This is a genomic window from Actinomadura sp. NPDC000600 (assembly GCF_040492135.1).
Classification (GTDB): domain Bacteria; phylum Actinomycetota; class Actinomycetes; order Streptosporangiales; family Streptosporangiaceae; genus Spirillospora.
Window position 1 is genome coordinate 342,726 of the sequence record NZ_JBEUPD010000004.1, and the last position, 23,428, is coordinate 366,153.

22 protein-coding genes are annotated in these 23,428 nt (G+C 72.4%); 16 read left to right on the plus strand and 6 right to left on the minus strand.

Features of this window, described 5'->3' with window-relative positions:
• The first annotated feature begins 3 nt into the window (after positions 1 to 3).
• Positions 4 to 429, plus strand: coding sequence for a VOC family protein (locus ABWI07_RS08800; RefSeq protein WP_200842068.1), 426 nt, complete (start codon positions 4 to 6; stop codon positions 427 to 429).
• Between the two features lie 611 nt (positions 430 to 1,040).
• On the plus strand, positions 1,041 to 1,919 hold the full coding sequence (locus ABWI07_RS08805) for a hypothetical protein (protein WP_353818148.1): 879 nt from the start codon (positions 1,041 to 1,043) through the stop codon (positions 1,917 to 1,919).
• On the opposite strand, the gene ABWI07_RS08810 is transcribed toward ABWI07_RS08805, so the two are convergent.
• The 3 genes from ABWI07_RS08810 to ABWI07_RS08820 form a co-directional block, all read right to left on the minus strand.
• Complete coding sequence (locus ABWI07_RS08810) at positions 1,920 to 3,188, minus strand: hypothetical protein (protein ID WP_160161005.1); 1,269 nt, start codon at positions 3,186 to 3,188, stop codon at positions 1,920 to 1,922.
• A gap of 39 nt (positions 3,189 to 3,227) precedes the next feature.
• Positions 3,228 to 4,100, minus strand: coding sequence for a hypothetical protein (locus ABWI07_RS08815; protein WP_353818149.1), 873 nt, complete (start codon positions 4,098 to 4,100; stop codon positions 3,228 to 3,230).
• A gap of 129 nt (positions 4,101 to 4,229) precedes the next feature.
• A complete protein-coding gene (locus ABWI07_RS08820) occupies positions 4,230 to 6,635 on the minus strand; it encodes a SpoIIE family protein phosphatase (RefSeq protein ID WP_353818150.1) in 2,406 nt (801 codons plus the stop codon).
• A gap of 176 nt (positions 6,636 to 6,811) precedes the next feature.
• Between ABWI07_RS08820 and ABWI07_RS08825 the strand changes: the two genes are divergently transcribed.
• The 7 genes from ABWI07_RS08825 to ABWI07_RS08855 all read left to right on the plus strand — a co-directional run bounded on the left by ABWI07_RS08825 (position 6,812) and on the right by ABWI07_RS08855 (position 13,395).
• Positions 6,812 to 7,555: a TetR/AcrR family transcriptional regulator gene (locus tag ABWI07_RS08825; protein ID WP_235037004.1), complete on the plus strand. Its 744-nt coding sequence runs from the start codon at positions 6,812 to 6,814 to the stop codon at positions 7,553 to 7,555.
• 460 nt (positions 7,556 to 8,015) lie between these two features.
• Positions 8,016 to 8,621 (plus strand): sigma-70 family RNA polymerase sigma factor, encoded by a 606-nt coding sequence (locus ABWI07_RS08830; protein WP_149261133.1) that lies wholly within the window; start codon positions 8,016 to 8,018, stop codon positions 8,619 to 8,621.
• Between the two features lie 345 nt (positions 8,622 to 8,966).
• Entirely contained in the window at positions 8,967 to 9,359 is a 393-nt protein-coding gene (locus ABWI07_RS08835; RefSeq protein ID WP_160161006.1) for an SSI family serine proteinase inhibitor, read from the plus strand.
• Between the two features lie 138 nt (positions 9,360 to 9,497).
• Positions 9,498 to 9,896 (plus strand): CBS domain-containing protein, encoded by a 399-nt coding sequence (locus tag ABWI07_RS08840; RefSeq protein WP_235037034.1) that lies wholly within the window; start codon positions 9,498 to 9,500, stop codon positions 9,894 to 9,896.
• 82 nt (positions 9,897 to 9,978) lie between these two features.
• On the plus strand, positions 9,979 to 10,752 hold the full coding sequence (locus tag ABWI07_RS08845) for an ANTAR domain-containing response regulator (RefSeq protein WP_235037005.1): 774 nt from the start codon (positions 9,979 to 9,981) through the stop codon (positions 10,750 to 10,752).
• Between the two features lie 113 nt (positions 10,753 to 10,865).
• On the plus strand, positions 10,866 to 12,836 hold the full coding sequence (locus ABWI07_RS08850; protein ID WP_149261136.1) for a SpoIIE family protein phosphatase: 1,971 nt from the start codon (positions 10,866 to 10,868) through the stop codon (positions 12,834 to 12,836).
• A gap of 52 nt (positions 12,837 to 12,888) precedes the next feature.
• Positions 12,889 to 13,395 carry a DUF6328 family protein gene (locus ABWI07_RS08855; protein ID WP_149261137.1) on the plus strand — a complete coding sequence of 169 codons (507 nt, stop codon included), beginning with the start codon at positions 12,889 to 12,891 and terminating at the stop codon, positions 13,393 to 13,395.
• Between the two features lie 72 nt (positions 13,396 to 13,467).
• Here ABWI07_RS08855 and proS read toward each other — a convergent pair whose 3' ends face one another.
• Positions 13,468 to 14,916: a proline--tRNA ligase gene (proS, locus tag ABWI07_RS08860; RefSeq protein ID WP_353818151.1), complete on the minus strand. Its 1,449-nt coding sequence runs from the start codon at positions 14,914 to 14,916 to the stop codon at positions 13,468 to 13,470.
• 403 nt (positions 14,917 to 15,319) lie between these two features.
• Between proS and ABWI07_RS08865 the strand changes: the two genes are divergently transcribed.
• The 3 genes from ABWI07_RS08865 (at position 15,320) to sepF (ending at position 17,993) form a co-directional block, all read left to right on the plus strand.
• Positions 15,320 to 15,853: a hypothetical protein gene (locus ABWI07_RS08865; protein ID WP_149261139.1), complete on the plus strand. Its 534-nt coding sequence runs from the start codon at positions 15,320 to 15,322 to the stop codon at positions 15,851 to 15,853.
• Positions 15,854 to 15,961: 108 nt separating this feature from the next.
• Entirely contained in the window at positions 15,962 to 17,656 is a 1,695-nt protein-coding gene (locus ABWI07_RS08870) for a proline--tRNA ligase (RefSeq protein WP_353818152.1), read from the plus strand.
• Between the two features lie 73 nt (positions 17,657 to 17,729).
• Positions 17,730 to 17,993, plus strand: coding sequence for a cell division protein SepF (gene sepF / locus ABWI07_RS08875; protein ID WP_149261141.1), 264 nt, complete (start codon positions 17,730 to 17,732; stop codon positions 17,991 to 17,993).
• 128 nt (positions 17,994 to 18,121) lie between these two features.
• On the opposite strand, the gene ABWI07_RS08880 is transcribed toward sepF, so the two are convergent.
• Positions 18,122 to 18,613, minus strand: coding sequence for a DUF397 domain-containing protein (locus tag ABWI07_RS08880; protein ID WP_353818153.1), 492 nt, complete (start codon positions 18,611 to 18,613; stop codon positions 18,122 to 18,124).
• Positions 18,528 to 19,385, minus strand: coding sequence for a helix-turn-helix domain-containing protein (locus tag ABWI07_RS08885; RefSeq protein WP_149261143.1), 858 nt, complete (start codon positions 19,383 to 19,385; stop codon positions 18,528 to 18,530). Before ABWI07_RS08885 ends, ABWI07_RS08880 begins: the two co-directional genes overlap by 86 nt.
• A gap of 196 nt (positions 19,386 to 19,581) precedes the next feature.
• Here ABWI07_RS08885 and ABWI07_RS08890 point away from each other — a divergent pair, with 196 nt between their 5' ends.
• From ABWI07_RS08890 to ABWI07_RS08905, 4 genes are all read left to right on the plus strand, one after another.
• Positions 19,582 to 20,034 (plus strand): ATP-binding protein, encoded by a 453-nt coding sequence (locus ABWI07_RS08890; RefSeq protein ID WP_353818154.1) that lies wholly within the window; start codon positions 19,582 to 19,584, stop codon positions 20,032 to 20,034.
• Between the two features lie 41 nt (positions 20,035 to 20,075).
• The gene (locus tag ABWI07_RS08895) at positions 20,076 to 20,477 is read left to right on the plus strand and encodes a hypothetical protein (RefSeq protein ID WP_353818155.1); all 402 of its coding nucleotides are present in this window, start codon (positions 20,076 to 20,078) and stop codon (positions 20,475 to 20,477) included.
• 63 nt (positions 20,478 to 20,540) lie between these two features.
• Positions 20,541 to 21,530: a hydroxymethylbilane synthase gene (gene hemC, locus ABWI07_RS08900; RefSeq protein WP_353818156.1), complete on the plus strand. Its 990-nt coding sequence runs from the start codon at positions 20,541 to 20,543 to the stop codon at positions 21,528 to 21,530.
• A 44-nt stretch (positions 21,531 to 21,574) separates the two neighbouring features.
• The gene (locus ABWI07_RS08905; protein WP_353818157.1) at positions 21,575 to 23,218 is read left to right on the plus strand and encodes an ABC-F family ATP-binding cassette domain-containing protein; all 1,644 of its coding nucleotides are present in this window, start codon (positions 21,575 to 21,577) and stop codon (positions 23,216 to 23,218) included.
• The last annotated feature ends 210 nt before the right edge of the window (positions 23,219 to 23,428 follow it).

Consider the following 23,428-nt stretch of genomic DNA (forward strand, 5'->3'; position numbering starts at 1 on the left):
CGGATGGACAACGTCGGCATCGTCGTCGATGACCTGGAGGCCGCCATCGCGTTCTTCGTGGAACTCGGCATGGAAGTGGAGGTCAAGGCGCCGATCGAAGGCCTTTGGGCGGACCGCACCGTCGGGCTCGACGGGCTCCGCAGCGAGATCGCGATGATGCGGATCCCGGACGGCCACGGCAAGCTGGAACTGACGAAGTACCACGCCCCCGCGCCGGTCGGCGGCGGGGCGCAGAACCCGCCGCCCAACACGCTGGGCCTGCACCGTGTCATGTTCGCCGTCGACGACATCGACGACACCATCGCCCGGCTGCGCACCCACGGCGCCGAACTCCTCGGCGAAGTGGCACGGTTCGAGGACAGTTACCGGCTCTGCTACCTCCGCGGCCCCGAAGGAATCATCGTCGCCTTGGCCGAGCAACTCGGCTGACCCCCCGCCCAACCCGGCGGACCCGATGGACCCAGCGGACCCGGCGGACCCGGCGGCATGACCCGGCCGCCGCTCGCCATACCGGGCCCCGCGTTCGGCGACCGCCGGCCTGCTTGAGCGTGAGGCAGCGCCAGGTCGTGCGCGGCGGACCCCGGCAGACCAGGCGGGCGCAGCGAACTCGGCCGACCCCGGTCGGCTCGGCGGACCCGGCGGAGCAGGCCCGGCCGACGCGGTGGACGCGGCTGCATTACCCGGCCGTCGCTCGCCGTGCCGGGTCCCGCGTTCGGGGACGGTCGGGCGGGTTGGGGGTGAGGGGGTGTCGGGGCGTGGGCGGGGGTGGCCTCCGGCGGGGGCGCGACCGGGCTTCTTGGATGGCTTCCCGCCGCTGGCGGCCCGTGGGTACGCGTGAGGAAAGGTGGGGTGGCGGCTTTTGCTAGGGGGCGGCCGGGATTTTGGTTCTGGGCGTTGTTCGGGTGATCTTGGGGGGTAGCCGGGGGGACGGTGGGGTAAAGGAAAAAGGGGCGTTTCGGACGGGATCCGCTGCGCACTCGGCCAATCCGGCCGGGGGTGGTTATCGTCGTGAGCGCGCAGCCTGCTTCCCGAGGAGTCACATGACCACCGTGATCCTGGTTCTGCTCTGCCTCGCGATCGCCGGGCGCGAGCTCTACCTGGCGTCCGACAAGCGGTTGCCGCAAGCCCAGGCGGAATTGCGGAACCTGCGGAAACAGCTGACCGAGCTCGCGCGGGACCACGACGTGCTCAAACGGGTGGTCGACGAGGCGACCGAGCCGGTCGGCATTCCGATCCCGCCGCCGCAGGCCGAGGCGCCCTCCGACATCGAGGAGCGGCTGGAGTCCGTCAACGGGCGGGTGGAGCGGCTGGAGAAGCAGTTCGGCGACCTGTCCGACGAGCTGGCGGGCGTCGACCTCGACCGCGACTCGCACCGCGCGCTGGCGCGGACGCTCGACGCGGTGGAGCAGGACGTCCAGGAACTGCACCGCGAGATGCTCGACCGGCTCGACCGGGAAGAGGGCGTGGTCACCGGGGTGCTGCTGAGCGAGGAGGGCGAGAGCGAGGCGCTGCTCGCGGAGGCCTACGAGCAGTGCGCCGCCGAGTGCGGGCTGCGCATCCGGGTGCGCGACCAGCGGTCGGCGCAGGCCACCGGCACCTACTGGGGCACCGTCTACCGGATGTCCGGGCGGCGCCCCGACGTCCTGGCCGAGGACCTGTTCTCCTACGTGCGCGGCCTGTTCGACCCGAAGGACGGCGCCGCGGTGACGGTGCTGCTCACCGAGCTGGCCTCGCTGCGCGGCGGCGGCGTCGCGCGGTTCGGGTCGTTCGCCGTGGTCAGCACGCAGAGCGCGGTGCTCTGCGGCGTGCTGCCGGACGAGGGCGAGCCGCCGACCGAGCCGTGGCGGCTCGTCGAGCACATCCGCGGACTGCCCGCCGACCGGCAGCGCGACCTCACCTGGCTGCGTTCGGACGAGTGATCAGGGGCGGACGAACCGGGGCGCCCCGTCCGTCCGGTCCACCCTGAACGCCAGCAGGCACCGCGGGACCCGCGCCGCGTCGATCTGGAGGCACAGCCCCAGCCCGAGGTCCGGGTCGACGACGACCACGCGCCGCAGGGCCCGCAGCGCGCGCCGCGCCCGGATCCGCGTCTCGGGGCGGCCCGCCTCGCGCACCGTGCCCGTGACGACCCGGCCCGCATAGCGCCAGAGCGCCACCGAGTCGAGCACGCGCACGCCCGCCGACGTCAGGTTCGCGACGATGACGACGCCGCTGTCGTCGTCCTCGGACGGGGACGGGGACGGCAGCGCGCCCTCCCCCGGCAGGTCGCGCGGCGCCCGCGGGCCGCCGACCGCGCGGTGGTAGCGCAGCGGGTCCAGCGTGTCGATCACGAACGCCCCCGCGTACGGCCTGGAGGCGCGCGGCGGGCGCGTCAGCCCGGGCGCCGGGGGCCACACCGCCCGCACGCCCAGGCGGGCGCTGAGGTCGAGCACGATGCCGGCGTCGTCCAACCACGCCGGGACTCCGAGCTTGGCCGCGGCCGTCCGGTCGAGGGCGTCCATGGTCTGCCACAGCTCGTCGGTGCGGCGGGAGAGCGTCGACGCCATCCCGAGGCCGGGGAACGCGCTCTCCAGCACGGCCAGCGTCGCCCGCCACGTGGGGCTGCCCGCGAACTCCGCCACGAACGCGTCCGCCAGGGCCCTGCGCCGCTCGGGGTCGGCCATGGGCCCGGGCCGCTGCGGCGGTTCCCACTGCTGGACGGGGATGTCCGGCGCGGTCACCGAGGGCGGCTCGGCGGAGAGCCCCTTCCCCGGCAGGAACGGCTCGTCGTCACTTCGCGCGTGCCGCCCCGTGGGGGCGGGCCCGGGCTCCTGGGGCGTCCAGGACTCGCCCGGCGAGGTCTCACCCAGGCCGAAACCGGGAGGCGTGTCGCGCGGTGTCCACAGCGGGTCGTCATGGGGCGCCGGTGTCTCGGCGGGCGGCGGGGCCGGGGGCGGCACCGCCGGCGCGTGGGGGGTCCAGGGCTCGTTCGCGGGTTCCGGCGGCGGCTGGACGGGGACCCAGTCGGACGGCGGCTCCGCCGGCTCCTCCGGGGCCGGGTCCGGGGCGGGCTCCGGGGCGATCCGCTTGCCCGCCACGTGGACGTCTTCGGGGTAGGGGCCTGGACGGGGTGCGGGCTCGGGGCCGGCCTCCTCGGGTCCGGGGTCTTCGGGCTGAGGGGTGCGACGGTCGCGCGGGCCGAATCTCACGATGTCGATCCTGCGCCGAGATCAAGATCATCGGCAAGCTCATCCGGGACCGAACAGCGCGGTGCACAGGGATCGGAGGCGGTCCGGGCCGTCCTCGGCGGGCAGCACGGTGAGGACGGGGTCCGGGGACGGGTCGTGGCGCAGCCGCACCTCCACCTCGCGCCGCGCGGGCTCGTCGGCGCCCTGAGCGGCGGCGATGTCCCGCAGGCCCACGGAGACGACCTCGGGGACCTCGACGACGAGGGGCTGCTCGCCGGCGGGGAGCTCGTCCAGCCAGAGGTCGAGCACGTGGTGGGCGAGACCGTTCAGCAGGCGGCCCCAGGGTTCGAGGAGGCTCGGCGGGACGTCCTCGGTCTGGAGCTCGGGGAGGCCGAACCTGGCGAGCCCCTTGGTGGTGATGTACGCGCCGTCACGGCCGGTGGTGTGCGGGAGGAGCATCCAGTCGGTGAGCCGGACGGTGCCGTCCGGCCCCGGAAGGGAGCGGAACAGCCGGTCCCGCGTGAGGACCTGCGGCGTGAAGACGTCGACCACCGGGGCGGACGCGGCGGCGCCGACCGCGCCCGCGACGGCGCGGGCGGCCCACTCGTGCGCGGGCGGGTGCCCCGGCCGGTACGCGGCGCGGACGGCGAGGACGTGCGCCGCGGCGGCGACGGTATCCACCTCGGACGGCGCGCCGCCGTACGCGGCGAGCAAGTCGGCGGGCAGCGGCGGGAAGTCTTCCGCCGGGCGCTGGTCGAGGGTGAGCATGGGGCTGCCGAGCATGCCGAGGACGAGGTCGCGCAGGGGCGGCGAGGTGCGCCGCGCCACCTCCTCCAGGGCGAGCGCCGCCGGGTCGCGGATCGGCTCGGCGAGCGCCACGGCATAGGTGCCGTAGAGCGTCTCGGGTACCGGCAGCGTCAGCTTCTCACCCAAATCGTCCCCCGGTGGGCCTCGACGAACGGCGACACCTTCGATCAGAACGAAGCGGACGTTGGAAAGTATCTGGCGCGAACGGGACACTTACCTCCCAAACCCGCGACCCGCTCCCTTGGGGTGGCGGCTTCAGCGGGGTGGGACTCGTTGTTCGAACCAGACGACCTTGCCGCCCTCGGTGCGGTGGGTGCCCCAGCGGGTGGAGAGGTGGCCGACGAGTTGGAGGCCGCGGCCGGACTCGTCGGTGGCGTCGGTGTGGCGCAGGTGGGGCATGTCGGCGCCGTCGTCGTGGACCTCGCAGAGCAGCGTGCGTCCCTTGATCAGCCGGAGGCCGACCGACCCGGCGCCGTGGACGAGGGCGTTGGTGACGAGTTCGCTGACGAGCAGGCGGGCGGTGTCGGCGAGGTCGTCCAGGCCCCAGCCGGCGAGCCGGACGCCGACCTGCGCGCGGATCCACGGGACGCTCCCGGGCACGGGTTCGAGCTCCCAGGTGACGACGTCGTCGAGGGGAATGCCGTCGAACCCGACCGCGACGATGGCGATGTCGTCGGCGGGGGTGGGGGCGGCGAGGCCGTCGAGCAGGTCGTCGCAGGTGCGGTCGAGGTCTCCGGACGCCTCGGCCAGCCGGGCGCGCAGCTCCTCCAGGCCCGCGTCGATGTCGCGGTCGCGGCGTTCCAGGAGGCCGTCGGTGCACAGCACGAGCTGGGACCCGTCCTCGACCTTGAACTCCGTCGTCTCGAACGGCTCGCCGCCGACGCCGACGGGCACGCCGGGCGGGACGGGCAGCACGCGGCTCTCCCCGTCCGCCGCGACGAGGACGGGCGGGACGTGCCCGGCGTTGGCGACCGTGCACCGCCGCTCGACCGGGTCGTAGACGGCGAACAGGCAGGTGGCGAGGTAGTCCTCGCCGAGGCGGCGGGCGAGGCCGTCGAGCTGGCGCAGCACCCGGTCGGGCCGCATGTCCTCGGCGGCGAGGGTGCGGACGGCGGTGCGCAGCTGGCCCATGATCGCGGCGGAGGTGAGGCCGTGCCCCATCACGTCGCCGACGACGAGGCCGAGCCGGCAGCCGGGCAGCGGGATGGCGTCGAACCAGTCGCCGCCGACCTGCGCGGCCTGCCCGGCGGGCCGGTAGCGGTAGCGGACGCGCGCCCCGGCGACGTCGGGCGGGTCGTCGGGGAGCATGCTGCGCTGCAGCTCCTCGGCGACCTGGACCTCGCGCCGGTACAGCCGCCCGTTGTCGACGCAGAGCGCGGCGCGCCGGGCGAGCTCGTCGACCATGGCGAGGTCGAGCTGGTCGAACGCGTGCCGGTCCTTCTTGCGGAGCAGCATGAACGTGCCGAGCACCCGGCCCCGCGCGATCAGCGGGACGACCAGCAGCGCGCGCCCGGCGAACAGCGGCCGCGGGTCGCCGGCGCCGAACGCGGCGGCGAGCCGGGCGGCCTGCCCCTCGTCGACGCGCGGGATGTGCACGGGCCGCCCGGTGCGCATGGCCTGGACGAACGGGGTGCAGGACGGCAGGGAGAGCGGCTCGTCCTCGGGGACGGCGTCGTCCCAGCGTCCGGGCTCGTCGTTGTGCGCGACGGCGACGCGCCGCATGGGCGTGGTCTCGTCGACCTCGTCCGCGGGCGGCGCGGAGTCGGCGACGACGCTTTCGAGCAGTTCGACGGCGGCGAAGTCGGCGAGCCGCGGCACGAGGACCTCGGCGAGCGTCCGGGCTGCCTGCAGGTGGTCGAGCGAGCTGCCGATCTGCTCGCCGGCCGCGCCGAGGAAGGCGAGCGGCTCCATCGCGTGGGGGAAGCCCCGCCGGGCGCGCGGCGGGAGGGCCGCCGGCGTGCGCGGCGCCGGCCGGGGCAGCGGGACGGTCGGCGCGGCGGCCGGGGCGGCCCTGGTCTGCGGGACGAGGGGCAGCCGGAGGGTCAGGCCCAGCGACACCGCCGGGCAGCCGAGGGCGAGCACCTGCGAGGCGATCGTCCCGAACTCGGCCGGGTCGAGCGCGGGCAGCAGTTCGGCGAGGCGGTCGGCGAACGGGGCCGCGAACGGGTCGGGCCCGTCAGGGGACGGGCCGGCGAGCGTCGGCTCGACCCGCAGCAGCCGGACGGTGGCCGGGCGGCGGGCGGCGCCGTCGGACGGGCCGGGCCCGGCGGGCGGGGCGAGCAGCAGGTCGCCGACGGTGATGCCGATCCCGTCGCGGCGCAGGCTGCGCAGGTCGGCGGCGAGCGCGAGGACCCTGACGCCGTGGTCGCCCGGGGCCCCGTCGATGGGGTAGACCCACCAGCCGATCTCGGCCGGCTCCCCGTTGTCGGCGCGGGGCAGGGTGCAGGCGCCGCACCAGACGTGCCCGAAGGCCTCCGGCTCGAAGGCGCCGCGGTGCTCGCGGGGCAGCCGGAGGAGATCGCCGGGCGGGCGGCCGAGGGCCTGCGGCCGCGCGGCGCCGAACAGGTCGGCGGCGATATCGTCCCAGTGGCTGATGCGGCCGCGGTCGTTCACCATCACGGCCGTCATCCTCGTGACGCCCAGCAGATCCGCGATCACCATGCGGTCCCCCTCCCCCGAGCGGACGCCGCTCGAAGCTGCCCGGCAACACGCGGTAAGGGCGAAGCTACATGGTGTGAGGGCGGTTCGCTCGGGAACGGCGGAAAACCTCCGGGTGAGCACTCACTCATTCGGTGCCGGCGTGCTAACGTCCACCGGGAAGGCGAGGTGGGACGCGGTTGGCGGCACGGACGGAGCCGATGCGGGAGCGGATCCTGGCGGCGGCGGTCACGGTGATCCAGGCGCGCGGCATCACGGCCGCGACGACCAAGGAGATCGCGCGGACCGCGGGCGTGTCCGAGGGCAGCCTCTACAACCACTTCGCGAACAAGACGGCGCTGTTCGCGGCGGCCCTGGCCGAGGTGACCGGGACGGCGCGCGCCGCGATGGCGGGGCTGCTCGGGTCCGTCGGGCAGGACACGGTGGAGGAGAACCTCACCCGCCTGGCGACCGAGATGGTCCGCTTCTACGGCGAGCTGCTGCCGATGACCGGGCCCGTCCTGGCCGATCCGGAGCTGATCGCCTGGCTGCGGGACAACGGCCCCGTGAAGGCGCAGCAGGAGGCCGCCGCCAAGGCGCGGGCCCGGACCAGGGCCCCCCGGAACGGCGAGCCGCCGCCTCCCGGAGCGCCCGGCGGTCCTCCGGCGGGGCCGCCCGGCGGGCCGACGGCGGGTCCGGTGATGGGCCACGCCGCCCTCATCGGGTACCTGGAGGCCGAGCGGAAGGCCGGGCGGCTGGCGGACGGCGCGCCTCTCCCGTTCATCGCCGCGGCGCTGCTGGGAGGCTGCCAGCAGCACGCCTTCCTGACCCGGCTGGCGGGCCCGGAGACGGTCGCGGCGGGCGCCGGGCTCCCGGCCGCTCCGGAGGAGTTCGCCGCCGCGCTGGTCGAGGCCGTCCTGGCGGGCCACCTCGCCGCCTCCTGACCGGAAGCAGGCATGACGAACCATCGCCCTAGAGGCCGCTTTTACCCAGCGGACGGCTGCGCGCCCCGCGCGGTGCGCCCAGGACCGACGGGTCCGGCTCTATACCGGGTGATCAGACCGCTTCGTCCAACTCGCCGCCCGGTGTGATGGACGCCACGTCAGACATGGCAACCTTTTGGCCCGTTCCATGCGTCTTACATGGCAGGAAGACCCACCGGCGGATGGGAAGCGCCCGAAGGGCACGCCCGCGACGTCCCGGGAACGGGGTCGCTCTGGCATCGCCGAAGCGCGCCGAACCCTCGGTCCACCCTCCATGCGAGGCCGAGGCATCACCGAACCCGCCGGGAACGGTGGCACGTACCACTTGACGGGGGGCGGTCAGTCCGCCCGGTCCGCGCGTGCCCCCGACCACGCGCCATGCAACCGGCCCTTCACCGGGGCACTACCACGGGGAGCGACGATGACCGCTGTCACCACGCCCGTCCACCGCAACGCCAAGGGCGACAACGGCCGCGACGCCGACGGCACCGCCACTGAGCGCCGCTACGAGCGCGACGTCCTGCCGCTTGCCGACCCGCTCTACATGAGCGCCGTCCGCATGACCCGCAACAGCGCCGACGCCGAGGACCTCGTCCAGGAGACCCTGGCCAAGGCCTACGTGAACTTCCACCAGTTCCAGGAAGGCACGAACCTCAAGGCGTGGCTGCACCGCATCCTCACCAACAACTTCATCAACACCTACCGCAAGAAGCAGCGCGAGCCCCAGCGCGCCGGCTCCGAGGAGCTGGAGGAGTGGCAGCTCGCGCAGGCCGAGGCGCACGCGTCCGGCTTCCGGTCCGCCGAGTCCGAGGCCCTCGACCGCATCCCCGACTCCGAGGTGGTCGCCGCCCTGCGCGCCCTCCCCAAGGACTTCCGGGACGCCGTCTACCTCGCTGACGTCGAGGGCTACCCCTACAAGGAGATCGCCGACATGATGGGCACCCCCATCGGCACCGTAATGTCCCGCCTCCACCGCGGCCGCAAGCAGCTCCGCGCCTCCCTCTCAGAGCACGTCCTCGCCGCGTAGTAGGCGCCTTTCTCCTCCTTCGGGCCTGGCGGCCCTGCTGTGCTTATTGCAGTGCTCTCCTCCTTCGGGCCTAGCGGCCCTCCATCGTCGGGCACTGCGGCGATCGCTGGCATCGCTCCGACTCGCCTTGGCGGCTCGCTGCGCGATCAGGTTCTCGCACGCTCGAACCTGCCTTCGGACGCGATCGCAGCCCTTGAGGTAGTTGCGGGGTTGGGCGTGACTGAGGTCCGTGCCCTTGAAGGCGGTGCGGGTGGCGCCACGGACACAGGTTGTTCGCTTTTCATGCACGTTCTGTCGTTGGGCAGATACCGTGTGCGACGTCCCTTGGAATGTCGGGAGTCGCGTATGTCGAACCTTGTCACCGGGGTCGTCCTCGGGGCGGTGATCGCCTTGATGCCCGCCGCGCATTCCGAGCCCGCCGCGTTCGCCGAGCCCGGGACGTCGCTGCGGCTTTCCGTCACGCATCCGGGTGAGGCCACGTCGGGAACGAGGGCCGTCACGCTCCGTTGCGACCCGCCCGGGGGCGGGCATCCCGAGGCGGCGCGGGCCTGCCTGGAGCTGGACGGGTCCGGCGGGAAGTTCGAGCACCGGCCGGACGGCCGGATGTGCACCGCCGTCCACTCGCCCGTCGTCGTCCGCGCCGAGGGGCGGTGGAAGGGCAGACCCGCACGCTTCCGGGCCGAGTACGGCAACGACTGCGTCATGTGGTCGCGCACGGGTACCGTCTTCGCGTTCTGATCGGCGCAGGTGGGCGGCCGTTTCGCGAACCGCCCGAATAGGGTTGCCGACCTTGGGTAAGGCGCGCACACACGGCCACGCGAGCCGTTGGCGAATCGGGAGGATGTGCGTGCCATGCCATCAAGGGTCAGCGACGTGATGACTGCGGCTCCGCAGTCGTTGCCGCTCGACGCGACGCTCTATGAGGCGGCTCGCATCATGCGCGACGAGGGGATCGGCGACGTGCTGGTCACGTACGCGGGACGGCTCTGCGGCCTGGTGACCGACCGTGACATCGTGATCCGCGCGGTGGCGGAGAGCCGCGACACCTCGCTCACCCCGCTCGGCGACGTGTGCACGGCGGAGCTGACCACCGTCCATCCCGAGGACGACACCGACACGGTCGCGCGGCTGATGAGCGAGCACGCCGTCCGGCGCCTCCCTGTCGTGGACGCCGAGCAGCACCCCGTCGGCATCGTGTGCATGGGAGACCTCGCCCTGGCGAACGGAGACGGCGGTCCGCTCCCCGAGATCAGCAAGGCGCCGCCGAACAACTAGGACTCCCCCCGTGAAACACCAGGGTCATGCGGCCGTGCAGGCCCCGCCTGCGCATCCCTCTGGGCAGGCTAATCTCGGAGGGGTGACGGCCACCGAACCGGTCCTGACCGACCAGCTCGCGCTGGAGATCGCTCGCCTGGGCATGGTCGGGGAGTCCTCCGACGTGGGCACCCTGCACCGGGTGACCGAGCTCGCGTCGCGCGCCGTGCCCGGGTGCGCGGGCGCCGCGAGCGTGCGCTGGGCGCTCCCGAGCACCCGCGGCGACGCGGGCTCCGCCACGCCCGGCCCGCCCGACGCGCCGGAGGAGAGCCGGCCCGAGCCGCTGGCCGCCGCGGCCAGCCATCCCGACCTCGCCGAGGTGACCGACCGGCAGCTGACCCGCGGCCGCGGGCCGCTCTTCGACGTGGTGGCCGGCCGGCGGCCGCTCAGCTCCGACGACATCCTCGCCGAGACCCGCTGGCCCGACGCCATGTCGGACATGCTGCGCCGCGGGGTGCGCTGCTTCGCCACGACCCCGCACCTGAGCCCGCGGGTCCTGGTCACGCTCACGCTTTACGGGGTGACGCCGAAGGCCCTCGGGCACGGGCGGCACGCGATCGCGTCGCTGCTGGTCGCCCAGGGCACCGCGGCCGTCTCGAACAGCCAGCAGTACGACGACGTGCACCGCACCGCCGTCCAGCTCCAGGCCGCCGTCGAGGCCCGCGCCGTGGTCGACCAGGCGAAGGGGATCCTCATGCACGCGCTCGGCTGCGACGCCGACGAGGCGTTCGCCGAGATGCGCCGGATCTCGCAGACCCGCCACGTTAAGCTCACCGCTCTCGCGCAGCGTATCGTCGGTCACCAGGGCCTGCCCTAGGTGCGCGGGCGGAGCATAGGCTGCGCAGAGCGGCCCCGTAGATCGGCGTCCGGCCCGGCAAGGGCGGGAGCCGCCCTGGTTCCACCGTGGTGACGCGGACGAAAGGAGACCAGATGCACGATCAGCCCGACCAGCTCGAGCCCGAGTCCCTGCTGCGGGAGATCTCGGACCTCGAAGGGCGCATCGGCGAGCTGCGCCAGGCCGCCGGCGTGCCCGAGCCCGACCTGCGCGCCACGCTGGACGCCGCGCTGGTCGAGCTGGAGCTGGCGCTGACCGTGCTGCGCACGATGGGCGGCGAGCAGACCGGCGAGCAGGGCGGGTCGGCCGCCGCCGAGAACGAGCGCAGGGTGCTGCGCACGGTCTTCCAGGACGCCCCCGTCCCGCTGTTCCTGCTCGACCGGACGACGAACGTCCGCCGCGTCAACCGGCAGGCGGCCGCACTGCTCGGCACCTCGTCGGGATACGTGTCGGGCAAGCAGTTCACGGCGTTCTGCGACATGGCGACCCGGGCGGCCGTCCGGTCGCAGCTCGCGGCGGCGATCCGGACGGGACGGCGCCGACGGGTCGGCGTCCGGTTCCTCGGCCGCGACCACCCGATCGACGCCGTGCTGACCTTCGCGCGGGTGTGGATCCGCGGCGAGCCCGACCCGATGATCGTGGTGGCCGCCGGGCCGACGACCACGCCCGCCGACGACGGCGCGACCGAGCCGTCCAAGGGCCAGGCCGCGGGCGCCCCGCGGGCGCGGGCCGCCGAGGGTGGGCCGGGCGACGACGAGGCCGTGGCCACGATCGTGCACCGGATGGACGTCCTCGCCACCGCCAGCGAGCTGCTGCTCGACGAGCCGGTCTTCAACGAGACGGTGGCCGTGCGGAGGTGCGCCCGGCTGCTGGCCGCCGAACTGGCGGACTGGGCGTTCATCGACCTGACCGCCCCGGCCAACGGCAACCCGTCCGCGGCCGCGCAGGGCGGCGCGGCGCCGGCGCTGCGCCGGCAGGTCGTCATGGGGCCGGAGGACGAGCGGTCCGTCGAGGCCGCGCGGATGCTCGAAGAGGTCGACCCCACCGAGGACACCCTCCCCCACAACGTGTTCGTCACCCGGCAGAGCGCGCTCCGCCCGCACGTCGAGAACCTCGACGTGCTCGGCATGTGCCCCGACGGGCTGCCCGTCTGCGGCAAGATCGGGGTCACCTCGGTCCTCAGCGTCCCCATCGAGGACGGGGACCGCGCCATCGGCGCGATCACGCTGGCGGCCAGCGGCGAGTACGGCCCGTTCGACCTCATGGACCTCGGCGTCGTGCAGCGGCTCGGCCGCTACCTGGCCCTGGTGATCCGGGCCGCGCGGCTCTACCGGCGCCGCGCGGAGGTGGCGGACACGCTGCAGGCGGGGCTGCTGCCGAAGTCGCTCCCGTCCATCCCCGGGGTGAGCGTCGCCGCGCGGTACCTGACGTCCACGCACGGCTCGGAGGTGGGCGGCGACTTCTACGACGTCTTCCGCACCGAGAACGGGTGGGGGCTGGTCCTCGGCGACGTGTGCGGCAAGGGCGAGGACGCGGCGGCAGTGACGGCGACGGCCCGGCACTGCGTCCGGCTCGCGTCGCGGTGGAAGGCGCGGCCTGCCGACGTCCTCGGGATCGTCAACGAGGCCCTGCTGGACGAGGACCGGTTCGTCACCGCCGTGATGGCGAGCCTGACGCTGGAGACCGAGCGGATCATCGTGTCGCTCGGCACCGCGGGCCATCCGCCGGCGATCGTGGTCCGCGCCGACGGGGTGATCAGGTCGGCGTCGCGCGGCGGCGTCCCGCTCGGCCTGTTCGAGGACTTCGAGGCCGGGCTCGACACGATCGACCTGTCCGTCGGAGACACGCTGATCCTGCATTCGGACGGGGTCCTCGAGGCGTGCGACATGGCGCGGCAGGAGTTCGGGCAGGAGCGCCTGCTCGAGGCGCTCGCCGGGCACGCGGGCAAGCCCCCGGAGGAGATGCTCGCGGGTGTGGAGCGGGCTCTGCTCGACTACTGCGACAGCGACCTGCGCGACGACGTGTCCATGCTCGCCCTGCGCGTCGAACCGCCCACGCTCGACTAGAACGTTTCAAGGCGCGCGACTGATGGGCGTTTTGCCGGGGTAAACGGCCTCCATGAGCGTGGACCCCTCAGACAAGCCCCGCAACGAGACCGAGCACGAGCGGCTGGACCGGCAGCTGATGGAGCTCCTCCAGGGCTTCCGGGTGGCGACCACCGGCGTGCAGGTGCTGTTCGCGTTCCTGCTGACCGTCCCGTTCTCCGCGACCTTCGACACGAAGGTCGGCGACCTGGGGAAGGCGCTGTTCTACGTCGCGCTGTTCGGGGCGGGGGTCGCGTCGGTCTGCTTCATCGCCCCTGTCTTCCAGCATCGGATCCTGTTCCAACTGGGGCAGAAGGCGCTGCTGATCCGGCGCGCCAACCGGTTCGGGATCGCCGGCGCCTTCGCGCTCGGCGTCTCGATGACCGCGGCGACCACGCTCGTCGTCCAGGCCCTGTCGGACAAGGCGGCCGCCACCGCCGCCACGGTCGCGGTCGCCGTGATCTTGTGCGGGTGGGCGTGGTTCGTCCAGCCGTACCTGACCCGGCGGCGCGCGGAGCGCCGCGCATCGCAGGACGCCTGACCCACCGCGGGCGGGCCCGTCCACGACGGACCCGCCCGGGTGCGGCCGCGGCAGGGGCGGCCGGATGCGTCCTCAGTAGGCGCGGCCGAAGATGACGCGCTTGCCGTAGGCGGACGGGCGGCCGCACTTCACGCAGACGCCGGTCTCCTCGGGCGCGTCGGCCGGGATCACGCGCGGCGTCGCGGCGGTCTCGGCCTTGATGTCGTCCTCGCAGGCGGTCTCGCCGCAGTGGAACGCGCGGGCCCAGCCGGTGGCGACCTGCGCGACGAACGCGTCCCAGTCGTCCACCACGGCGGTGTTGTCGTCGCGGAACGCCTCGGCCCTGGCGAGCAGGAACGCCTGGAAGTCGGCGAGCATCCCGGGCAGCACCTCGGGCACCTTGTCGAGCGGGATCTGCTCCTTGCCCTGCCCCTCCACGGTCGGGAGCCGCCGGACGACGGTGGCGACGCCGCCCTCGATGTCGCGCTTGCCCAGCTCGATGCGGATCGGGACGCCGCGCATCTCCCACTCGTTGAACTTGAAGCCGGGCGACAGCTGCGGCCGGTTGTCGTCGACGTGCACCCGGATGCCCATCGACTTGATCGCCGTACCCAGCCGGCGGGCCTCGGCGGCGGCCTGCTCGCCCTGCTCCTTGCGCCCGATCGGCACGATGACGACCTGGTAGGGCGCGAGCCGCGGCGGAAGCACGAGGCCCTTGTCGTCGCCGTGCGTCATGATCACGCCGCCGATCATGCGGGTGCTCATCCCCCAGGACGTGGTGTGGGCGAGGGTGAGCTTGCCCTCCTCGTCCTGGTACTGGATCTCGAACGCCTTGGCGAAGTTGGTGCCGAGGTAGTGGGACGTGCCGGCCTGCAGGGCCCGGCCGTCGCGCATCATGGCCTCGATCGTGTAGGTGCGGACGGCGCCGGCGAACCGCTCGCCGGGCGTCTTCTCCCCCGCCACGACCGGGATCGCCGCGAGTTCGCGCGCCACGCTCGCGTAGGCGTCGAGCGCCCACATCGTCTCGCGCATCGCGTCGTCCTCGTCGATGTGCGCGGTGTGGCCCTCCTGCCAGAGGAACTCGGTGGTCCGCAGGAACATCCGGGGGCGCATCTCCCAGCGGACGACGTTCGCCCACTGGTTGAGCAGCAGCGGCAGGTCGCGGTGCGAGTCGATCCACTTGGCCATGTACTCGCCGATGACCGTCTCGGAGGTCGGCCGCATGATCAGCGGCTCCTCCAGCTCCTTGCCGCCGGCGTGCGTGACGACGGCCAGCTCCGGGGAGAAGCCCTCGACGTGCTCGGCCTCGCGCTTGAGGTAGGACTCCGGGATGAGCATCGGGAAGCAGGCGTTGTCGTGCCCGGCCTCCTTGATGCGCCGGTCCAGGTCGGCCTGGAGCAGCTCCCACACCCGGTAACCGTACGGGCGGATGACCATCGTGCCGCGAACCGGTCCGCGGTCGACGAGCTGGGCCTGCACCACCAGCTCGTTGTACCAGGCGGAGAAATCCTCGCTCTGCGGCGTCACACCTTCTCGACTCACGGCCCCAAGGGTACTGACCATCCGCGTTGGTCAGGGCACCTTAACCACGCTCGCGCGATCCGCCCGTCCCAGATCGCCTCTCTTACCGCTCGGCTATCGCCTTGGAGGCCGCCAGCACGAATGTTATTCTAGACCTACACAGGTAGTACAGTCGCTACATGCCAGGTAAGCACACACGGGCCGCTATCAAGGAGTTAGAGGAAGCCGGGTGGCAGGTCACCTACACCAGCGGACGGGCTCACGCTTATGCGAGGGCATCCTGCCCTGGCGGCCCCGGCTGCTGCACTCCTCCCTTCTCGATCAACGGAACTCCCGACGTCGACGAACACGAGGCACAGAAGATCCGGAGGCGGATGCGGCAGCACGACGCCAAGGCGGCCGCACGGCAGGAAGAGAAGGACTGATGAGCACCTACTGGTTCGAGCTCGAGGTCGGGCCGATCAGCGACCTTGAAGAGGCCGCGGAGCGGCTGTACTCGCGCTGCGGCGACGGCCAGCTCTCCGGCGACGAGCAGAGCGGCGCCGTCCTGTTCTCGCGCGAGGCGCGCAACGCCATCGAGGCGGTCCTCTCCGCCATCGACGACAGCGAGCGCAGTGGACTGTCGGTGACCGGCGTCACGGAGGACCTGGTCACCATCGACGACATAGCCGAAAAGACCGGCAGGTCGGCCCCGGCCGTCGGGCACTGGACGACCGGTGAACGCGGCCCAGGAGGCTTCCCCGCTCCGGTCGTCCATCGCGGCAGCCGCGTCAAGCTGTACTCCTGGGCCCAGGTGTCGCGCTGGCTTGCCGATGCCGGACTCGGGAGGATCGACTACGTCGCCGCGGAGGTCGCCGCCGCCACCGCCGACGTGGACGCGCTCCTACGTGCTCGACGGGTGCTGCGCGAAGCCCCGTCAGGCAAGCGGGAAGCCCTTGTGAAGCTGGTAGAGGCGTGACCGACGCCGAAGCGGCGCAGGCTCCGGGCCCGAGGGCCTGCCACGGCCGTTGACAGGGGGCTTGTTAATCGTGTCGGCCTGGCCAGGCCTTTTCGTTACGCTCGCGGGATGCGCTGGTCCCAGATGTTCGCGCCGACCCTTCGCGAGGACCCCGCCGAGGCCGAGGCGCCGAGCCACCGGCTGCTGTTGCGGGCGGGGTTCGTCCGGCAGCTGACGGCGGGCCACTACTGCCTGCTGCCGCTGGCCGTCCGCGTGCGAGCGAAGATCATCCAGATCGTCCGCGAGGAGATGGCGGCGGTCGGCGCGCAGGAGATGCTGCTGCCGGCGATGCACCCGGCCGAGCCGTGGAAGCGGTCGGGCCGCTGGGATCTCATAGGCCAGGAGCTGTTCCGGCTGCGCGACCGGCGCGGCGCCGAGCACGCCCTCGGCCTCACGCACGAGGAGATCTTCGCGACGGTGGCCCGCGAGCTGAGCTCCTACCGGCAGCTGCCGCAGCAGTGGTACCAGTTCCAGACGAAGTTCCGGGACGAGCCGCGCCCCAAGGGCGGCCTGCTGCGGACCCGCGAGTTCACGATGAAGGACGCCTACAGCTTCGACGCCGACCAGGCCGGGCTGGACGCCTCGTTCGAGGCCTACCTCGGCGCCTACACGCGGATCTTCGAGCGGCTCGGCCTGCCGGCGCTGGCGTGCGAGGCGTCCAACGGCACCATGGGCGGCTCGGACTCCACCGAGTTCATGTGCCCGGCCGACGTCGGCGAGGACCTCGTCGTCCGCTGCCCGGCCTGCGGCTACGCGGCGAACATCGAGCGGGCGACGTCGGCGCTGCCCACCGCGCAGGACGGGCCGGGACCGGACGCGCCGGAGCGCTTCGACACCCCCGGCGTCCGCACGATCGAGGACCTCCTGACCTACGGCGCGCCCGCCGACCGGCAGATCAAGACGCTCGTATACGTCCTGGACGGCGCGCTGACGCTCGTCCTGCTGCGCGGCGACCACCCGCTCAACGAGCAGAAGCTCGTGGATGCGACGGGCGCCACGGAGATCCGCGCCGCCGAGCCCGGCGAGATCCAGGAGGCCCTCGGCGCGCTGCCCGGCAGCCTCGGCGCGGTCGGCGCGACGCTCCCGGTGATCGCGGACGAGGCGCTGCGGGGCCGCCGCGACATGTTCACCGGCGCCAACACCGACGACGTCCACCTGCGCGGCGTCGACGTCGGCCGCGACATCGAGGTCGGCGCCTGGGCGGACCTGCGCGAGGTCGCGGAGGGCGAGGCCTGCGTCCGCTGCGGCGGGGCGCTGGAGGTCCTGCGGGCGATCGAGGTCGGGCACATCTTCAAGCTGGGCGACCGCTACTCCCGCGCGCTCGGCGTCGAGGTGCTGGACGCCGGGGGCCGGTCCGTCCCGGTGGTCATGGGCAGCTACGGCATCGGGATCGAGCGCGCGATGGCCGCGATCGTCGAGACGCACAACGACGAGCGCGGCATCGTCTGGCCGGCGGCGGTGGCGCCGTTCCAGGCCGCCGTCGTGATCGCGCAGTCCGACGACGCCGACGTGGCCGCGGCGGCGGAGGAGGTCTACGCGGGCCTGTCCGCGGCGGGCGTCGAGGCGGTGATCGACGACCGTGCCGAGCGGGCAGGCGTGAAGTTCCGCGACGCCGAGCTGACCGGCATCCCCTTCCGCGTGACCGTGGGCCGCCGCGGCCTCGCCGAGGGCGTCGCCGAGGTCACCACCCGCGCCACCGGCGACACGTCCAAGATCGCCCTGGCCTCCGTCGTGGAGCACGTCCGTTCGCTGCTCACCGGTTGAACCGACAGCTGCGGAGCCGGGCGAGATGGCGGATCGGCCTTGCGCCACGCGGAAGCCCAGGCAGACTTGAGGTGTGATCAAAACGCTGCGCCCCAAGGACTACAACGAGGTTCTCCACGTCGGGCACTTCTTCCGCAAGGGTGACCCCGTGCTCATGGATCTCACCCAGCTGACCGACGACATGGCCAGGCAGCTGGTGGACTTCTGCGCTGGGCTCATCTGCGGGCGAGGAGGGGAGATGGAGCGACTGGACAAGAAGCTCTTCCTCCTCCAGCCGCCCGCCCGCCCCCGGATCGCCCCCGCGCACATCCCCGACCTCGCCCACGTCGCCGACTAGCGGTGTCCACGAACGTCGGCAGGGTCGGCGGCGAAGTCTGACGCCGCAACGGGGAGCCCCTGCGCCATGTTGCGATCAGCGATCGTGGCTTATGCGCTGAGCACGAGCGGTCCGCCTGGTGGGCGGTCTCAGATGTCCAGCTCGCCGCACTTCGCGCGCTGGACGAGTTGAGCGAAGCTTTCGGCGGAGAGCGTTAGATACCCTGCGTCTGGGGCCTTGCTGTCACGAAAGGCGACGTACGTCGCGTCTCGGGACACCTCAACACAGTTGCCGTTCTGGCCACTTCGTGAACTCCTGCGCCATGCGGCACGAGGACTGTCGTATAGGCCCGCTCTGACCGCGCGGGCGAATGCAGCCCACTCTGCAGGGCGAAAGGACAGCACGGGGCCTTCCGCATCCTTGGAATCTCGGACGGCGGTACCGCTACCGTGCTGGGCGGCAAGCTCCACGCAGTTTCCAGTCCCGCCACTGTGGCTGCTCTTCCGCCAGTCCAGCGGCGGAGGGTTTGCTCGCATATGTGCTCCTTTCCGCGGGCTAGATCGTATCTGCCGCGATGGAGCGGATGAGGTCTCGGGAATCCCTGGGCGACAGGGCCATCGCGCGGATGCGGTCGAAGGCATCGCCGTAAGTCTCCAAGTCGTGCGCCTGCTCCAAGATCAGAGCACCGTTCATCGTCTCGATGTAGGCCACTCCGGTCTCTCCCTCGGCAGGGAAGCTGTAGAGGGAGAAGGATCCGACCATGGCCGGGTGCTCCCCGGCGGCGAAAGGGAGGACCTGCACGACTACGTTCAGCCTGTCGCGCTCCTCCGTGAGGCTTTCCAGTTGCGCCTTCATGATCCCTGGGCTTCCGACGATCTGGCGGACCACTCCCTCGTTGATCACAGCCCAGAGTTGCGGTCCATGCTGCTCGTTGAGCAGCGCCTGACGGGCGATGCGGACCTCGACCCGCTGCTGGATGATCTCCTGCGAGTCCCCAGGCCGAGCAGCGCGGATCACTGCGCGGGCGTAGTCCGGCGTCTGCAGGAGGCCCGGCACGAGCGCCTGTTCGTAGGTGGAGATGAGTGAGGCCTCGGTCTCGATACCGATCATGGTCCGCGTCTCGGTGGGGAGCGTCGCGCCGTAGGACTCCCACCAACCCCGCTCTTTCGCCTTGCGTGCGATGTCGAGAAGTCCGGCTACCTGCTGCGGGTCGTCAACGCCGTACAGATCCAACAGCTTGCGAACGTCGGTCGTGCTCACGCCGATCTGCCGGGTTTCGATCCGGGACAGCTTGGACTGTTGCCAACCGAGCCGCGCCGCAGCGTCGGTGATCGACATCTTTCCAACCTCGGTTCGCAAGCGTCGCAGCTCAGATGCAAGGCGGCGCCGTCGCATGGTCGGAGATCCCGGCATGATCCGCTCCCAGAAAGCAAATTGTTTGTCGCGAGCATATTGCACGAGACGCGGAAGAGGTGCATCCTGACGGACACAGGCTGTCACCTCTCAAGTACGTAGTGCAGCCGAAACGCGAACGGCCCCGGGCCGGTGGTCGCGCACCGGCTCCGGGGCCTTGATCCGACGTAGGAGGTCGGACCCGATGGACGATCGTATGGTCAATCAGACAGCTCGGCCGGGGCCGGCGGCCCTTCCACTGGACACGCGGGTGTTGGCGGCTCCGGTCTCGGCAGGCGTGGTGCGGACGCTGTTGCGGTCACGGCTGGCGGACTGGGGTCTGTCACATCGGGCCGATGACGTGGACCTGATCGCCGGTGAGTTGCTCGCCAACGCCGCGCAGTACGCGGCCTACCGGGAGATGCGGGTGCGGTTCACGTTGCAGCCGTACGGGATGTGGCTCGGAGTGTGGGACTGCTCGGACGAACTGCCCACGGTGCGGCCGCTGGAGCCGGTGGACGTCTCACCGGACGCCGAGGCGCTGAACCCCGGTCACGACGACGGCACAGGAGGGTGGGGCCTGCCGATAGTCCAAGCGTTATCGCTGCGGTGCGGGGTCGACCGGACGCCTCCGAAGGGCAAGTGGGTGTGGTCGGTGATCGCGTGCTGAAAGCGCGCGGGAAGTCGGAGGGCTGGGACGGAGTCGCACGGATGACGATGAAGAGCGCGGGTCTGGCGCGGGTCTGGGCGTGGGGGCGGACCCTACGGGGATGCGACACGGCGGTGTGGCATCTGGACCGGCTGGCGGTGGCGGCGGAGTGCCGGGGGTATCGGGGCCTGAAGCTGTACCAGGACCAGTCTTCGGCCCTGTCGGTGCCCATGCTGCTGTTCTTCGTCCGTGGTCGGCGGGAGAACGTGTGGATGCCGGCGACGGCGCGAGCCGTACCCGGCGGCGAGTGGGCGTACTTCGACGTCTCCCGCGACCCATGGCTCCGGTTCGCCTGGTGCCGCGACGCGGTGACGGCGGCCGATCAGGTGGCCGCGCTGATGGACCACCTGATGTTTCCGGACACCTTCCCGGACGTGCGCGAGGAACGGCGCGCTCAGGTGTAGGCATAGGGCGCGTCCAGTAAGGGGTACGGCGGTGAGGATGGCGAAGTTCGGGGGTGTGGGGGCGTGGGGGATCTGGTCCCGGCCGGGCCGGCTGCGGCGTCGCGGACGTTCTCCTGGAGCGGCGGGGGCGGCGGGGCGCTTCGGCTGGGCACGCGGACGTCTCCGCTGGCGATGATGCAGGCGCGCGGCGTCGCGGCCCGGTTGGAAGGGCTGGTCGATGTGCGGGTAGAAGTGGTGGGCATCCAGACGTCCGGGGACCGCCATCGAGGCGACCTGGGCGAGCTGGGCGGCAAGGGCGCGTTCATGCGGGAGATCGACCGGGCGCTGCTGACGGGGGCGGTCGATGTCGCGGTGCACTGCCTCAAGGACGTTCCGGGGGACGTGCCGCGCCCTGAGGGGCTGGTCTTCGCCGCCTACGTCGAGCGTGACGACACCGCCGATGTGATGCTGTTCCCGATGGCGGGCGAGGTTCAGTGCCTGGCGGACCTGGGACCGGGGGCTCGGGTGGGAACCTCCGCCGTACGACGGCGTGCGCAGCTCGGCAAGATCCGTTCTGATCTGCGGGTGGAGTACCTGCGCGGCAACGTCAACTCCCGGCTCGGACGGTTGGACGCCGGGGAGGACTTCGACGCCATCGTGCTGGCTCGGGCGGGCCTGGCACGGCTGGGGATCGAGCGGCCTGGTGAGGAACTGGACATCCTTCCGGCGATCGGCGCGGGGGTGCTGGCGGTCGACTGCCGCCGCGCTGACTCCGACGTGGTGGAACTGGTGCGGCTGCTGGACGACAAGGTGACGCGGCAGTGTGTGAGCGCGGAACGCGCGATGCTTCACGGGTTGCAGGGGCACTGCAACAGCCCGATCGCGGGGCACGCGAGGTTGGAGCGAGACGGGCAACTGAGTCTGCGCGGTATGGTCTTCACCCGGGACGGGTCGAAGTTCGTCCACGCGCAGGAGTGGTCGGCACCGGGCAAAGGTGAAGATCTGGGCGCGTACGTGGCGGGCGACCTACTCCGTAAGGGCGCCCGTGACCTGATCTCCGGTATCCCGCACTGATAATCGATTGACGGTGCGGCGGGGGATTCTCGACACTCGGCGGCATGGGACACGTCGAGGTGGGCCACGTCGGCCATGTGCTGCCGGACGGGCGGATGCTGCTCGACGACGTCTCCTTCCGGGTCGGCGACGGCGTCACGGCCGCCCTCGTGGGCCCGAACGGCGCGGGGAAGACGACGCTTCTGCGGCTGATCGCGGGCGATCTGGCGCCGCAGTCCGGAACGGTCGCGCACAGCGGCGGAGTCGGCGTCATGCGCCAGTTCATCGGCAGCGTGCGGGACGACTCGAACGTGCACGACCTCCTGCTGTCGCTGGCCCCGCCCCGGGTGCGGGAGGCGGCGGCCGCGGTGGAGGCGGCCGAGCTGGCGATGATGGAGCGCGACGACGAGCCCACCCAGCTCCGCTACGCCACGGCCCTCGCGGGCTGGGGCGACGCCGGCGGCTACGAGGCCGAGGTGCTCTGGGACGCGTGCTGCGTCGCGGCGCTCGGCGTCCCCTACGACTCGTGCCGGTGGCGCGAGGTGCGCACCCTGTCGGGCGGTGAGCAGAAGCGGCTCGCGCTGGAGGCCCTGCTCCGCGGCCCCGACGAGGTCCTCCTGCTGGACGAGCCCGACAACTACCTCGACGTCCCGGGCAAGCGGTGGCTTGAGGAGCGGCTTCGGGAGACGCCGAAGACCGTCCTGCTGGTGTCGCACGACCGCGAGCTGCTCGACCGCTCGGCCGACCGGATCGTCACCATGGAGGCGTCCCGCGTGTGGATCCACGGCGGCCGCTTCGCCACCTACGCCGCCGCCCGCCGCGACCGCAACGAGCGCCTGGAGGAGCTGCGCCGCCGCTGGGACGAGGAGCACGCCAAGCTCAAGGAGCTGGTCAACAACCTGCGGGTGAAGGCCACGGTGAACGACGGCTTCGCCTCCCGCTACCGCGCGGCGCAGACCCGGCTGCGCAAGTTCGAGGAGGCCGGGCCGCCCGAGATCCCGCCCCGCGACCAGAACCTGAAGATGCGGCTGCGCGGCGGCAGGACCGGCAAGCGCGCGGTGGTCTGCGAGAACCTCGAACTGACCGGCCTGATGAAGCCGTTCGACACCGAGGTCTGGTACGGCGAGCGCGTCGCCGTCCTGGGCTCGAACGGCTCCGGGAAGTCGCACTTCCTGCGCCTCCTGGCGGCCGTCGCCGAGACGCTGCCGCGCGGCGCGACGCCGGTGCGGCCCGTCGCGCACACCGGCGTGGCCCGGCTGGGCGCGCGCGTGGTCCCGGGGCTGTTCGCGCAGACCCACGCCCGTCCGGATCTGGCCGGGCGCACCCCGTGCGAGATCGTCATGACCGAGCACGCGCGGCTGCGCAACGACGCGATGAGCGCGCTCACCCGCTACGAGCTCAACGTGTGCGCCGAGCAGCCCTTCGAGACGCTCTCCGGGGGCCAGCAGGCCCGGCTCCAGATCCTGCTCCTGGAGCTCGGCGGCGCCACGCTGCTCCTGCTGGACGAGCCGACCGACAACCTCGACCTGGCCAGTGCCGAGGCCCTCCAGGAGGGCCTGGAGTCCTACGAGGGGACGGTCGTCTCGGTGACCCACGACCGCTGGTTCGCCCGCGCCTTCGACCGCCACCTGGTCTTCGGGGCCGACGGCACGGTCTACGAGTCCGCGGAACCGGTCTGGGACGAGTCGCGGGTGGCCCGGCCCCGCTGAGCGGGCCGGGAGGTGTTTCGAAGTCCCGGCCCACTTCGCTCGCCTGGCGGGTCGCTACGTGACCGGGCCTGGGCGAACGCGGCATCGCTTCGCGATCTGCCCGGCGCCGCTCGCCTCCGGCTTCGCCGAACCGGGCAGGTCGCGCGTTCGCGCGCGTGGCCGAGGCCACTTCGAGACCAGGCCCTACCAGGCTCCTCCGGCCGGGCCGGG

Bases quoted from the DNA above. Each gene is read 5' to 3' on its own strand.
- ABWI07_RS08830 (WP_149261133.1), top strand. From the start codon at position 8,016: ATGACCGCTGTCACCACGCCCGTCCACCGCAACGCCAAGGGCGACAAC.
- ABWI07_RS08895 (WP_353818155.1), top strand. From the start codon at position 20,076: ATGACGATGAAGAGCGCGGGTCTGGCGCGGGTCTGGGCGTGGGGGCGG.
- ABWI07_RS08855 (WP_149261137.1), top strand. From the start codon at position 12,889: ATGAGCGTGGACCCCTCAGACAAGCCCCGCAACGAGACCGAGCACGAG.
- ABWI07_RS08805 (WP_353818148.1), top strand. From the start codon at position 1,041: ATGACCACCGTGATCCTGGTTCTGCTCTGCCTCGCGATCGCCGGGCGC.
- ABWI07_RS08800 (WP_200842068.1), top strand. From the start codon at position 4: ATGGACAACGTCGGCATCGTCGTCGATGACCTGGAGGCCGCCATCGCG.
- ABWI07_RS08850 (WP_149261136.1), top strand. From the start codon at position 10,866: ATGCACGATCAGCCCGACCAGCTCGAGCCCGAGTCCCTGCTGCGGGAG.
- ABWI07_RS08865 (WP_149261139.1), top strand. From the start codon at position 15,320: ATGAGCACCTACTGGTTCGAGCTCGAGGTCGGGCCGATCAGCGACCTT.
- ABWI07_RS08840 (WP_235037034.1), top strand. From the start codon at position 9,498: ATGACTGCGGCTCCGCAGTCGTTGCCGCTCGACGCGACGCTCTATGAG.
- ABWI07_RS08880 (WP_353818153.1), bottom strand. From the start codon at position 18,613: ATGCCTTCGACCGCATCCGCGCGATGGCCCTGTCGCCCAGGGATTCCC.
- ABWI07_RS08890 (WP_353818154.1), top strand. From the start codon at position 19,582: ATGGTCAATCAGACAGCTCGGCCGGGGCCGGCGGCCCTTCCACTGGAC.
- ABWI07_RS08820 (WP_353818150.1), bottom strand. From the start codon at position 6,635: ATGGTGATCGCGGATCTGCTGGGCGTCACGAGGATGACGGCCGTGATG.
- ABWI07_RS08905 (WP_353818157.1), top strand. From the start codon at position 21,575: ATGGGACACGTCGAGGTGGGCCACGTCGGCCATGTGCTGCCGGACGGG.
- ABWI07_RS08835 (WP_160161006.1), top strand. From the start codon at position 8,967: ATGTCGAACCTTGTCACCGGGGTCGTCCTCGGGGCGGTGATCGCCTTG.
- ABWI07_RS08870 (WP_353818152.1), top strand. From the start codon at position 15,962: ATGCGCTGGTCCCAGATGTTCGCGCCGACCCTTCGCGAGGACCCCGCC.
- ABWI07_RS08885 (WP_149261143.1), bottom strand. From the start codon at position 19,385: ATGCCGGGATCTCCGACCATGCGACGGCGCCGCCTTGCATCTGAGCTG.